Below are 12,089 nucleotides of genomic sequence, written 5' to 3'. Positions count from 1 at the left end.
GCATCCGGTGTAGTTGGCCCCGGAGGGGTTGATCATGTCGCAGGGCCCGCGAACCCCGTTCATCTATCCGTTCGCGCTCGGCGTGATCTGTGGCGTCATCGGCGGCACGACGCTCGGCGCACTGCTGGGGCACCGCGTCTTCTCCGCGGTGGTCCATCTGGTCTCGCTGTTGGGCCGGCGCGACGAGGACCAATTGCGCTTCGATCTGCTGCTCCAATAACGAGGGTCTAGTCTCCCTCCGGATCCAGCGGATCGTCCAGGTCAGCGTCAGCGACGCGGTCCAGCACCTCCTCCGGGTCCGCGCCGCGCTCGATATCCGCCAGCGCCTGGTCCAGCTCGGGATCCAGCGGCTCCCCCAGGCTGGCGCTCATCTCCCGCGTCCACCGCGCGATCTCGCGCGGGTCAGCGTCGTCATCCAATCCCGGCACATCCCCCAGGTCGAAGGGTGATTCTCCGACGTCACCGGCGTCGTCACCCGCGTCCCAGGCGTCATCGGCGACCTCGTGCCCCGATCGCGCTGAGCCTCTCCGCACAACCACCCGCGAGAAGAGGCGCTCCAGGTTGGTGCCGCCGCAGCGCGGGCACTGCGGCGCGGATGCCGCGGCCACCGAGCGGAAGAAGATGCTGACACGCCGGCGACAGTCGTGGCAGCGATACTCGTAGATCGGCACGCCGCTGACCTCCGTTCCTCCGAACGCTAGTCCGCCGCGCGCTTCAATTCCTGCCCGGTCCGGCGCGCCAGCACGCTGAGCAGCACCACCCCGATCACTCCGGCCAATACGAGGGCAGCCAGCTTGAGCTGCGGCCACGGCAGCAGCAACGAGGTCGCACCCAGGATCGCCGAGATCGCGGCGATGAAGAACACGATCTGCTGCTGCGACCAGCCGAGATCCAGCAGCCGGTGGTGCAGGTGACCGCGGTCGGCCCGCGCGGGCGACCTGCCGTTCACCAGGCGGTAGAGGATCAACCAGGCGACGTCCAGGATCGGCACCCACAGCGTCAGGAGCGCGGTGGCGATCTTGGCCCCGCCGATAATTGAGATCACCGCCAGGGTGAAGCCGAGGAACATCGCGCCGCTGTCACCCATGATGATCCGGGCGGGGTGCCAGTTGAAGGGCAGGAAGCCGAGGACGGCTGCGCCGAGCGCGAGCGGCAAGAGGGAGATCGTGAACTGGGGGTTCCCCGCAGGGCGGAAGAAGGTGTGGATAAACAGGACACCACAGGCGATGAGCGAGACGCTCCCCGCCAGCCCGTCCAGGCCATCGATCCAGTTGAGCGTGTTCATCATGCCCAGGATCCAGAAGAACGTGAAGAGGATCGCTGCGACCAGCGGGAGGTGCACGACGCCGCCGAAGGGGCTGTTGAACTGCTCGATGACCAGCCCGTGATCCGGCCCACGCAACCGTGGCACGATCACGATCGCGGCCGCGACGAGCTGCCAGAGCAGCTTCGGAAACGGCGAGATCCCCACCAGGTCATCCCAGAGCATGACGCCGACGACAAGGGTGGCACCGATCAGGAGCAGGAGGATGCGCTCGACCTCGATCGGGAACCGGTCCACCGGCAACCAGAAGCTGACAGCCAGCGCCACCACAAAGCCGATGAAGATCCCGAGGCCGGCGATCCGGGGCACCGGTTTCTGATGCACGTCACGCTCGCGTGGGTACTGCACGAGTCCCAACCGATGCGCCAGTGCCGTGAGTTGCGGAATCAGGCTCGCTGAGATCCCCCCGGCAGCCAGGGCGACAGCTAGTGCGATCAACACGTGGCCCATGCTCGGTGCCACCTCCCTCTGCCGCCGCTGCCCTAGCCGCCACCCGCCACCGAAGCGGCGGATTCCAGACCGGGCACGGGGAAGTGGGCAGCCATCTCCGCGACCTCATGGCGTACCCGGTCTGCCAGCGCCTCGTCGTCGGGCGCGCGCAGCACCGCAGCGATCCAGCGACCGGTCTGCCGCATCTCGTCCGGCCCGAAGCCGCGGGTCGTCATGGCCGGCGTTCCCAACCGGATGCCGCTTGCCTGTGCCGGCGGCCGCGGGTCGCCGGGGATGGTGTTCTTGTTGACGGTGATGCCGACGGCGTCCAGCAGCCGCTCGGCCTTGCGGCCGCTGATCCCGATCTCCGTCAGGTCGACCAGCATCAGGTGGTTGTCGGTCCCGCCCGACACCAGCCGGAAGCCTTCTGACTGCAGCGTCTCCGCCAGCACCCGAGCGTTCTCCAGCACGCGCTCGATGTACTCACGGAACGCGGGCTGCATCGCCTCGTGGAGGGCCACCGCCTTGCCCGCGATGATGTGCAGCAGCGGCCCGCCCTGTGTGCCGGGGAACACGGTGCGGTCGATCGCCTCCGCGTACTCCGCCTCGCACAGGATCATGCCGCCGCGCGGGCCGCGCAGCGTCTTGTGCGTGGTGGTCGTCGTGATCTGCGCCGCGCCCACCGAGGTGGGATGCAGGCCGACCGCGATGATCCCGGCGATGTGGGCGATGTCCGCCATGAGCACAGCGCCCACTTCGTCCGCGATCTCGCGGAAGCGGGCGAAGTCGATCACCCGCGGGTAGGCGCTCGCACCGGCGATGATCAGTTGCGGCTTGACCTCATGGGCGATGCGCCGCACGGCGTCGTAGTCGATGCGCTCGGTCTTCGGGTCGACACCGTAGAAATGAGCGTCGAAGAGGCGGCCGGAGAAGTTGATCCCGAAGCCGTGCGTGAGGTGCCCACCCTCTTGCAGGTTCATCCCGAGGATCCGATCGCCGGGCTTGAGCACGGCCAGCATCGCGGCCATGTTCGCCTGCGACCCTGAGTGGGGCTGAACGTTGGCATGGTCGGCACCGAAGATCTGCCGGGCGCGGTCGCGTGCCAGGGATTCGACGATGTCGACGTATTCACACCCACCGTAGTAGCGCTTGCCGGGGTAGCCCTCAGCGTATTTGTTGGTGAGCACCGTCCCCGCGGCTTCCATCACCGCGGCACTCGTGAAGTTCTCCGATGCGATCAACTCAATCGTGGATGACTGCCTCCGCTGCTCCTGCGCGATCGCATCCGCCACTGCCGGGTCTACCGCCCGCAGCGCACCCATCCCGATATCCTTTCCCTGGTCATCGTCACTTCCAGGCTCCTGCCTCCCGGTCAGTGTAGCACACCGTATGAACACCGCTTGCGCGTCCAGCCGCGGCACGGTGACAGCGCCGTCACGGCTCCTACGCATCCTCTCGGCGCGCCCGGAACCGCATCACGATCGGCGTGCCGGTGAAGCCATAATGCTTGCGCAGCGTGTTCTCCAGGTAACGCTTGTAGGAGAAATGCACGTTCTGGGGCGCGTTGACGAAGAACACGAAGGTCGGCGGGTTCACATCGGCCTGGGTCACATAGTAGATCTTCAGCCACTTGTTCGGCTTCGTCGGCGGTGGGTGCCGGTACACGGCGTCCCGGATCACCCGGTTGAGCTCTCCGGTCGGGATGCGCCGTTGCCGCTCGGCGAAGATCGCCAGCGCCAGCTCCATCACCTGATTGACCCGCTGCCCGGTCAGCGCCGAGATGAAGACGATCGGCGCATAGGAAATGAAGTGGAACGCCTCGCGAGCCTTCTCCGTGAACTCCTGCATGGTGCGGTGGTCTTTCTCGACGAGGTCCCACTTGTTGACGGCGACGATGATGCCCTTCTTGGCTTCGGCGATCGCTCCCGCGATCGCCTGGTCCTGCGCCGTGAACGGCTCGGTCGCATCGATGACGAGGACGGCGACATCCGCCCGCTCCACCGCGCGGGTGGAACGCAGGACGCTGTACTTCTCGATCCCGCGCTCGATCCGACCAGGGCGCCGGATCCCGGCCGTGTCAACCAGCACCACCCGGTTCCCCGCCCAGGTGATTTCGGTGTCGACCGCGTCCCGCGTCGTGCCCGGGATCGGCGAGACGATCTGCCGCGATTGGCCGAGCAGGGCGTTGAGCAGGGCCGACTTCCCGACGTTGGGCCGGCCCACGATCGCGATGCTCGGCACCTCCTCACGCTCAGCTTCCGTGGACTCCGGCAGATGGGCGACGATCGCATCCAGCAGGTCGCCCACACCGATGCCGTGCAGCGCCGAGATGGGGTAGGGATCGCCCAGTCCCAACTCGTAGAACTCGACCGCGGCATCCTGGATCGTGCGCGCCTCGGCCTTATTTACGGCCAGGAGGACCGGCCGCTTGGAGCGCCGGATGAGGTCGGCCACCTCGTGGTCTCCGGCGGTGACCCCGGCCTGCCCGTCGACCATGAAGACGATGACGTCGGCCTGTTCGATGGCCAGTTCCGCCTGCTCCTGGGTCGCCTGCGCGATCTCGGCCGCCGAGGCCCGCTCGATCTCCTGCTCGCTCAGGAGCCCGCCGGTATCCACGACGTCGAACGTGACCCCGCCCCAGTTCGCCTCGGCATAGATCCGGTCCCGTGTCGTCCCGGGGAGATCCTCGACGATGGCGCGGCGCTCCCCGACCAGGCGGTTGAAAAGAGTCGACTTACCGGTGTTCGGCCGGCCGACAATCGCCACTAACGGTCGTGCCATGATCGTTGCTGTCCTTCCGTGTCACGCCCGCCCGCGGCGTTGCGCCGGTGGGTGGAAAGCGGGCGGGCGAGCACACGGCCCGCCCGTCCCTGCATTTGCTACTCTCGCGGTTAGCTAGCTGAGTCGCTCGAGCGACGCCACGAAGGCATCGATCGACTCACGGGTGTTCAGCTCGGTCGTTGCCACCAGCATCATGTCCGACAGGCGCTCGTCGACCTCGCCCAGCGGGTAGCCCCCGATGATGCCATCCTGAACCAGCGCCCGGTTGATCTCCTTCGGGTCGCGCGGGGCGCGGACCGCGAACTCGTTGAAGAACGGCCCCTCGCCGACGACCGACCAACCGGGGAGCGCGGCGATGCGCTCGGCCAGGTAGTGCGCCTTGTGGTAGCAGAGCAAGGCCACCTGGCGCAGGCCGCCCGGGCCAAGGGACGCCATGTAGACCGTCGCTGCCAGCGCGTTCAGCCCCTGGTTGGTGCAGATGTTGCTGGTCGCCTTCTCGCGCCGGATGTGCTGCTCCCGGGTCTGGAGGGCCAGAACGAAGCCGCGCTTGCCTTCGGAGTCCTCGGTGACACCGACGAGGCGGCCGGGCATCTGCCGCACCAACTCCTGCTTGCATGCGAGCAGGCCCACAACCGGCCCGCCGAACGACTGCGCGTTCCCAAGCGACTGCCCCTCGGCCGTCACGATGTCCGCTCCCAGCTCGCCCGGGGACTTCAGCAGGCCCAGGGCGATCGGATAGGTCGAGACAACCAGCCGCGCGCCGACGGCGTGCGCCTTCTCGGCGAAGCCCGCGATGTCCTCGATCCGACCGAAGAAGTTGGGTGATTGCACGACGACGCATGCGGTCGTCTCGTCGAGATAACCGTCGAGCATGTCGGGCGTCGCGCGCAGCGTGTCGGTCGGAAGCGGCAGCTCCACCACTTCGGTAGCCAGGCCGTGGGTGTAGGTGCGCAGTACCGAGCGGTAGTGCGGATGCAGCGTCCCCGTCACCACGATCTTCGTCCGCTTGCGCGGGATGGAGACCGCCAGCAGCGCACCCTCGGCCAGCGCCGTCGCTCCGTCGTACATCGAGGCGTTGGCGACCTCCATGCCGGTCAGGGCCGCCACCATCGTCTGGAACTCATAGATCACCTGGAGCGTGCCCTGGGCCACCTCCGGCTGGTACGGCGTGTACGCCGTGTAGAACTCCCCGCGGAAGAGGATCTGATGAACCGTGGCCGGGACATAGTGGTTGTAGTTGCCGGCCCCGAGGAATGTCGTCGCCGTCGAGGCGTTCAGGTTCTTCGCGGCGAGCCGCGCGACCTCCCGGGACACCTCCGGCTCGGACAGGCGCGGCGGCAGGTTCAGCTTCGGGAATCGAATCGCCGGATCGATCGGCTCAAACAGTTCTTCGATTGAGCGCACGCCGACGGCGTCGAGCATCGCCTGGCGATCCGCTGGCGTGTGCGGGACGAACGACATGAGGGTTTGCCTCCCTGACGTGCGGCGGCGCTCCTACGCGCCGCCCTCCTCCTTGAGGAACGCCTCGTACGCCGCGGCGTCCATCAACGACTCGACGCCCGCCGGATCGCTGACGCGCACCTTGACGAACCACCCCTCCTCGTACGGGGAGGAGTTGACCAGCTCCGGCGAATCGACCACGGTGCTGTTGGACTCGATCACCTCGCCGCTGACCGGTGAGTAGATGTCCGAGGCGGCCTTGACCGACTCGATGACCCCCATCGGCTCACCCTGGGTCACCGTCGTGCCGGGCTCGGGCAACTCCAGGTAGGTGATGTCACCCAGCTCAGATTGGGCGAAGTCCGTCACGCCCACCGTCGCCACGTCGCCGTCCAGCTTGACCCACTCGTGCGTCTTGGTGTAGCGCAGCCCCTGCGCGACTTGCGTCATGTCCGATTCCTCCCTCTGCCTCGAGCCCGGAGTCCGTACTACGCTTCCTTCTGCTTATGGAACGGTGTCCGCACCTGGACCGCGCGAACCGGCTTCCCTCGAATGATGATGTCCAGCGGCTTGCCGACCCCGGCAACCTCGCGGTCGACGATCGCCAAGCCGATGTTCTCGCCCAGCGTCGGCGACGTCGTGCCGCTGGTAACGAAGCCGACCGTCCGGCCGTCCACCTGGACCTCGTAGTGCGTGCGCGGCACCCCGCCGCGCTCGACCAGCTTGAACCCGACCAGGCGCCGCTTTACCCCCTCGGCCTTCTGCTTCAGCAGCGCCTCACGCCCGATGAAGTCGCCCTTGTCGAGCTTCACCGCGAAACCCAGACCGGCTTCAAGCGGGCTGATGTCGGCCGAGATCTCGTTGCCGTAGAGCGGCATGCGCGCTTCCAGGCGCAGCGTATCCCGCGCGCCGAGCCCGATCGGCTTGAGTCCCATCGGCTCGCCGACCCGCAGCAGCCGATCCCAGAGCTGCTCGGTCTTCTCGATCGGGCAGTAGATCTCGAAGCCGTCCTCCCCGGTGTACCCGGTGCGCGACACCAGACAGGGGACCCCGTCGACCTCGATCTCCGCGGCGTGGAAGTAGGCGATCTCCCCCAGATCGGACGAGGTGAGCTGCTGGAGGATGGCTTCCGCCTTCGGGCCCTGGATCGCGAGCATGCCCAGCCGTGGCGACAGGTCGGTAATGGTGACGTCGAGATCGGACCGCTTCTCGCGCTGCTCGGCCAGCCAGGCAAGATCCTTCTCGGCGTTAGCTGCGTTGACGACGACCAGGTAGCTCTCGCCACTGGGGCGCAGGTAGACGATGATGTCGTCCACCACCCCACCGTCGGGATAGAGCAGCAGCGAGTACTGCGCCTCACCCGGGGTCAGTGCCGTGACGTCGTTGGTGGTGACGTACTGGAGGAACGCCTGCGCGTCGGGACCGGCCACCTCGACCTGGCCCATATGCCCGAGGTCGAACAACCCCGCCACCGTACGAACGGTGCGGTGCTCCTGAATGATGCCGGTGTACTGCACCGGCATGTACCAGCCCGCAAAGTCGACCATGCGGGCGCCGAGCTGCTCATGTCGCTCGGCCAACGGCGTCCGCTTCAACTCGGGCACGCCACCCCCTCCTCCCCGAATCCCAATAGCCGCCCGATTCTAATGACCTTCTTGCTCGGCCGTCAACACGGGCTCCGGCGCCCGCGACCGTGTGGGCAACGGGTCGAGCGACATCTGCACCGGCACCGGATACTGACCCGTCAGGCAGGCCGTGCAGAACCGCGAGCGCGGCAGGTTGATCGCACGCATGAGCCCTTCCAGGCTCAGGTAGCCGATCGAGTCGGCGCCGATCGCGCGCCCGATCTCCTCCACCGACATCCGGGCCGCAATCAACTCATCGCGCCGCGCCATGTCGACCCCGAGGTAGCACGGCCACATGATCGGCGGCGCATGGACCCGCATGTGCACCTCACGCGCGCCGTTCTGCCGCAGCAACTCGACGATGGGCCGGCTGGTCGTCCCGCGTACGATCGTGTCGTCGACGAGCACGACGCGCTTCCCCTCCAGCGCCTCCGGCAGGGCGTTGAACTTGAGCTTGACCCCCTGCTCCCGCAACCGCTGGTCGGGCTGGATGAAGGTGCGGCCGATGTACCGGTTCTTGATCAGCCCCTCGGCATACGGGATACCAGACGCCCGCGCGAAGCCGATGGCCGCGGGCGTTGCCGAGTCGGGCAGCGGAATAACGACATCGGCCTCGACCGGGTGCTCGCGCCACAACTCCGCGCCCATGCGCTGGCGCACCAGATGGAGCCGCTCACCCATCAACAGGCTGTCGGGCCGCGCGAAGTAGATCAGCTCGAACAGGCACATCGCCTGGCGCTCGGGTGGTTCCGGCGTCGGGTAGCTACGCACGCCCTGCGCGTCGATGACGACGATCTCACCCGGCTCGATCTCCCGCTCAAACGTGGCGCCGATCGTCGCCAACGCGCACGTCTCGGAGGCGATCACCCAGCCTCCGTTGAGGCGTCCTAGACAGAGCGGGCGGATACCCAGCGGGTCGCGCACACCCACCAGCGCGTCGGGCGTCATGACCGCCAGGCTATAGGCACCGACGAAGCGCGCCATTGCCTGCCGCACGCGTGAGGCCAGATCCGGCCCGTGGGCCAGCGCGATCATCCACGTCAGCGCCTCGCTGTCGGTCGTACTGGTAAGCGGGATCCCGCGCTCAAGCAACTCGCGCCGCAGGTTCTCGCCGTTGACCAGGTTCCCGTTGTGCGACACCGCCACCGGACCGCTCTCCGCCCGCGCCACAAACGGCCCGGCGTTGATCTGCCGGCTACTCCCGGTCGTGGAGTAGCGGGTGTGGCCGATGGCGATGTGGCCCGGAAGGCGAGCCAGATCCTCTTCGGAGAAAGCCGTGTTGACGAGGCCCATGCGGGTGTGCAGCCGAATCTCGTGGCCGTCCGCGGCTGCGATCCCGGCGCTCTCCTGACCTCGGTGCTGCAGCGCGTAGAGGCCGAAGAAGGTCAGCCGCGCCACATCCTCGCCGGGTGCGTAGATCCCGAACACCCCACACGCTTCACGCGGCGAATCAAATGGCATCGTGGCCGCCCTTCCTTCGGTCCCGTACCCGGCCCGGCACGCGAACCAAGTGTAACATGGGGCACCCGTGAACCGGCCGGGACGCTACGAGAGCGCCCCGCGCCAGGCCCGCACCACCTCGGCGAGCGGGAGCGCCAGGTGCCCCTCGATCTCGAACCCGTCGCCGCCAGCGGTTCCGAGCCGCTGGAACGGTACGCCACGCTCCTGCAGGTGCGCCTCAAGCGCGGCCTCACCACCTGGCGGTGCCTGGAGGAGCACGCGGGAGGCCGCCTCGCCGAACAGCGCGACATCCCGGCGACCGCCATTGGCGGCGAGCACGGCGGACACGTCGAACCGCCCTCCGATCTTGCCCGCGATGCACGACTCGGCCAGCGCCACCGCCAGACCGCCTTCGGACGTGTCGTGGGCCGCCGCGGCCAGTCCCTGCGCGATCGCGTCACGCACCGCGCGTTGCACGGCGGCCTCCAGCTCCAGATCGAGCGACGGCGGCGCACCGGCTACCTGCCCGTGGATGAGGGCCAGATACTCGCTGCCGCCCAGCGTCGCTTGGAGCGCCCCGACGAGATAAACGCCGCCACCCTCGACGAACGCCATCCCGACATGACGGCGGACGTCGGCCAGCCTACCGACGACGCCCACGGTGGGAGTCGGCAGGATCGCCTCCGAGCCCGACTCGTTGTAGAGGCTCACGTTGCCGCTGACGACCGGAACCCCGAGCGCCCGGCAGGCGTCCGACATCCCGTCGATGGCGCGAGACAACTGGTAGTAGATCTCGGGTCGCTCCGGATTGCCGAAGTTGAGGCAGTCGGTCACCGCCACCGGTTCGGCGCCGACGCAGGAGACGTTGCGCGCCGCCTCGGCCACGGCATGCGCACCACCAAGATACGGGTCCAGGTACACGTAGCGCGGGTTGCAGTCGGTCTTGATAGCCAACCCAATCGTGGTTCCCTTGACGCGGATCACCGCGGCGTCGCCCACACGGGGCGGCACCACGGTGTTGGTCATGATCGTCGAGTCGTAGGTGCGGGTGACCGGCTCCCTGCTGCCGATGTTCGGCGAGCCCAGCAGCCGGAGTAGCGCGGCGCTCGCGGTCAGGTCGCCGTGCTCGGCCAGGTCCGGCACGGCGAGCACATCCCGAGCGCGCAGCTCCGCGATCTTAGTCGACTCGATCCCCTCGCGCACGTAGGTGGGGCACTCGTCCGTGAAGAGGGTCGTCGGAACCTCGGCCACCACCTTGTCCCCGTCTCGCACTCGCACCAGCCCGTCATCGGTCACCACCCCGATGACGGCGCACTGGAGGTCGTAGTGCTCAAAGATTGCGCGCACCGCGTCGAGCCCGTCCGGTCGCACCACGACCAGCATGCGCTCCTGGCTCTCGGAGAGCATGACCTCGTAGGCATTCATGCCCGTTTCTCGCCGCGGAACCTTGGCGACGTCGATCTCGATCCCGACGCCGCCGCGGCTCGCGACTTCGACCGTCGAGCTGGTCAGCCCCGCCGCCCCCAGGTCCTGCATCGCCACGACGTGCGGCGTCTTCAGTACCTCAAGGCATGCTTCCAGCAGCAGCTTCTCCAGGAACGGGTTGCCGACCTGGACCACGCCGCGGTGCGACGCCTCGGGGTCTTCGACCGAGGCGAAGGTCGCGCCGCCGACCCCGTCACGCCCCGTGTCCGCCCCGACGATGAGGACCAGATTTCCCGGGCCGGATGCCCGCGCCCGCATGATCTCGTCCCGCCGGGCGATCCCGACGCACATCGCGTTCACCAGCGGATTGCCCGAGTAGGCCGGGTCAAAGAAGATGTCGCCCGCCACCGTCGGCACACCGAGGCAGTTGCCGTAGCCGCCGATACCGCCGACAACGCCGGAGAAGAGGTAGCGGTTGCGCGCCTCGTCCAGCGGACCGAACCGGAGCGAGTTGAGCAGCGCGACCGGGCGGGCGCCCATGGTGAAGATGTCGCGGACGATGCCGCCAACCCCGGTAGCCGCCCCCTGGTACGGCTCGACCGCGCTGGGGTGGTTGTGCGACTCGATCTTCAGCACCGCGACCAGGCCGTCACCGATGTCGACCGCGCCGGCGTTCTCCCCCGGCCCCTGCACGACGCGCGGCCCCTCCGTCGGGAAGCGCTTAAGCAGCGGCTTGGAGTTCTTGTAGCCGCAGTGCTCGCTCCACATCGCGCCGAACATGCCGAGTTCGACCTGCGTCGGCTCCCGGCCCAGCTTCTCGACGATCAGGCCGTACTCGTCGGCCGACAGCCCGACCTCCTTCAGCAGCTCCGCCGTGACCTGCATGCGGCTCCCCCTCGCCTTTCCCTATACCCGGGCCGTCGCCGCGTCGATCCCGGCTTGCAGCACTGCCGACAGGATCTTCAGGCCGTCGTCGCTCCCGAGGAGCGCATCGTACGCGCGCTCCGGGTGCGGCATGAGCCCCACCACGTTGCCCTGCTCGTTGGCTATCCCGGCAATGGCGTTCGCCGACCCGTTGGGGTCCGCCTCCGGCGTCACGTTCCCGGCCGCATCGACGTAGCGGAACACCACCTGTCCGTTCGCTTCCAGGCGCTCCAGCGTCTCAGAGTCGGCGTAGTACCGTCCCTCGCCGTGGGCGATCGGCATTCTCAGCACGTCTCCCGGCGTAAGCCCGGCGGTCCAGCGCGTCCGGTTGCTCTCAACGCGGACGTGTACCCAGTCGCTCACGAACGAGAGACCCTTGTTCCGTAGGAGCGCCCCTGGTAGCAGTCCCGCCTCAGTCAGGATCTGAAACCCATTGCAGATGCCAAGGATCGGGCCGCCCTCGGCCGCGAAGCGCGCCACCGCCTCCATGACCGGAGCGAAGCGGGCGATGGCTCCCGCCCGCAGGTAATCCCCATAGGAGAACCCACCCGGGATCACCAGCGCGTCGAAGCGAGATACGTTGGTCTCGCGATACCAGACGGGCTCGACCGGCTGGCGCAGGCCCAGCTCGATGGCCGAGAGCGCGTCGTGGTCGCCGTTGCTGCCCGGAAACGTGATGACTCCGAATTGCATCGTCTCCG

Annotated in this window: 11 protein-coding genes; 1 reads left to right on the top strand and 10 read right to left on the bottom strand. The window is 67.9% G+C overall.

Translation table 11 applies throughout. From position 1 onward, the window contains the following. The first annotated feature begins 34 nt into the window (after positions 1-34). Positions 35-220 (top strand): hypothetical protein, encoded by a 186-nt coding sequence (locus IRZ30_RS04990; protein WP_012871762.1) that lies wholly within the window; start codon positions 35-37, stop codon positions 218-220. 7 nt (positions 221-227) lie between these two features. Here IRZ30_RS04990 and IRZ30_RS04985 read toward each other — a convergent pair whose 3' ends face one another. The 10 genes from IRZ30_RS04985 to purQ form a co-directional block, all read right to left on the bottom strand. Then, positions 228-671, bottom strand: a complete 444-nt coding sequence (locus IRZ30_RS04985) for a zinc ribbon domain-containing protein (RefSeq protein ID WP_294083571.1) — start codon at positions 669-671, stop codon at positions 228-230. A gap of 26 nt (positions 672-697) precedes the next feature. Next, a complete protein-coding gene (locus tag IRZ30_RS04980; RefSeq protein ID WP_294083569.1) occupies positions 698-1,774 on the bottom strand; it encodes an MraY family glycosyltransferase in 1,077 nt (358 codons plus the stop codon). A 32-nt stretch (positions 1,775-1,806) separates the two neighbouring features. After that, positions 1,807-3,075 carry a serine hydroxymethyltransferase gene (gene glyA, locus IRZ30_RS04975; protein WP_294083567.1) on the bottom strand — a complete coding sequence of 423 codons (1,269 nt, stop codon included), beginning with the start codon at positions 3,073-3,075 and terminating at the stop codon, positions 1,807-1,809. A 121-nt stretch (positions 3,076-3,196) separates the two neighbouring features. Next, positions 3,197-4,534, bottom strand: a complete 1,338-nt coding sequence (gene der, locus IRZ30_RS04970; RefSeq protein WP_294083565.1) for a ribosome biogenesis GTPase Der — start codon at positions 4,532-4,534, stop codon at positions 3,197-3,199. 114 nt (positions 4,535-4,648) lie between these two features. After that, positions 4,649-5,995, bottom strand: coding sequence for an aminomethyl-transferring glycine dehydrogenase subunit GcvPA (gene gcvPA, locus IRZ30_RS04965; RefSeq protein ID WP_294083563.1), 1,347 nt, complete (start codon positions 5,993-5,995; stop codon positions 4,649-4,651). A 33-nt stretch (positions 5,996-6,028) separates the two neighbouring features. Continuing rightward, positions 6,029-6,424: a glycine cleavage system protein GcvH gene (gcvH, locus tag IRZ30_RS04960; RefSeq protein WP_294083561.1), complete on the bottom strand. Its 396-nt coding sequence runs from the start codon at positions 6,422-6,424 to the stop codon at positions 6,029-6,031. Between the two features lie 38 nt (positions 6,425-6,462). After that, positions 6,463-7,578 carry a glycine cleavage system aminomethyltransferase GcvT gene (gcvT, locus tag IRZ30_RS04955; RefSeq protein WP_294083559.1) on the bottom strand — a complete coding sequence of 372 codons (1,116 nt, stop codon included), beginning with the start codon at positions 7,576-7,578 and terminating at the stop codon, positions 6,463-6,465. Positions 7,579-7,617: 39 nt separating this feature from the next. After that, on the bottom strand, positions 7,618-9,060 hold the full coding sequence (purF, locus tag IRZ30_RS04950) for an amidophosphoribosyltransferase (RefSeq protein WP_294083556.1): 1,443 nt from the start codon (positions 9,058-9,060) through the stop codon (positions 7,618-7,620). An 84-nt stretch (positions 9,061-9,144) separates the two neighbouring features. Next, on the bottom strand, positions 9,145-11,349 hold the full coding sequence (gene purL, locus IRZ30_RS04945; RefSeq protein ID WP_294083554.1) for a phosphoribosylformylglycinamidine synthase subunit PurL: 2,205 nt from the start codon (positions 11,347-11,349) through the stop codon (positions 9,145-9,147). Between the two features lie 21 nt (positions 11,350-11,370). Continuing rightward, entirely contained in the window at positions 11,371-12,081 is a 711-nt protein-coding gene (gene purQ / locus IRZ30_RS04940; protein ID WP_294083552.1) for a phosphoribosylformylglycinamidine synthase subunit PurQ, read from the bottom strand. Positions 12,082-12,089: the final 8 nt, after the last annotated feature.

This window comes from Sphaerobacter sp., assembly GCF_019683595.1.
Taxonomy (GTDB): domain Bacteria; phylum Chloroflexota; class Chloroflexia; order Thermomicrobiales; family Thermomicrobiaceae; genus Sphaerobacter.
Note: the sequence above shows the minus strand (reverse complement) of the source record. Positions and strands in the feature narration are given on the sequence as shown.

Bases quoted from the DNA above. Each gene is read 5' to 3' on its own strand.
- IRZ30_RS04990 (WP_012871762.1), top strand. From the start codon at position 35: ATGTCGCAGGGCCCGCGAACCCCGTTCATCTATCCGTTCGCGCTCGGC.
- IRZ30_RS04980 (WP_294083569.1), bottom strand. From the start codon at position 1,774: ATGGGCCACGTGTTGATCGCACTAGCTGTCGCCCTGGCTGCCGGGGGG.
- glyA (WP_294083567.1), bottom strand. From the start codon at position 3,075: ATGGGTGCGCTGCGGGCGGTAGACCCGGCAGTGGCGGATGCGATCGCG.
- der (WP_294083565.1), bottom strand. From the start codon at position 4,534: ATGGCACGACCGTTAGTGGCGATTGTCGGCCGGCCGAACACCGGTAAG.
- gcvPA (WP_294083563.1), bottom strand. From the start codon at position 5,995: ATGTCGTTCGTCCCGCACACGCCAGCGGATCGCCAGGCGATGCTCGAC.
- gcvH (WP_294083561.1), bottom strand. From the start codon at position 6,424: ATGACGCAAGTCGCGCAGGGGCTGCGCTACACCAAGACGCACGAGTGG.
- purF (WP_294083556.1), bottom strand. From the start codon at position 9,060: ATGCCATTTGATTCGCCGCGTGAAGCGTGTGGGGTGTTCGGGATCTAC.
- purL (WP_294083554.1), bottom strand. From the start codon at position 11,349: ATGCAGGTCACGGCGGAGCTGCTGAAGGAGGTCGGGCTGTCGGCCGAC.
- purQ (WP_294083552.1), bottom strand. From the start codon at position 12,081: ATGCAATTCGGAGTCATCACGTTTCCGGGCAGCAACGGCGACCACGAC.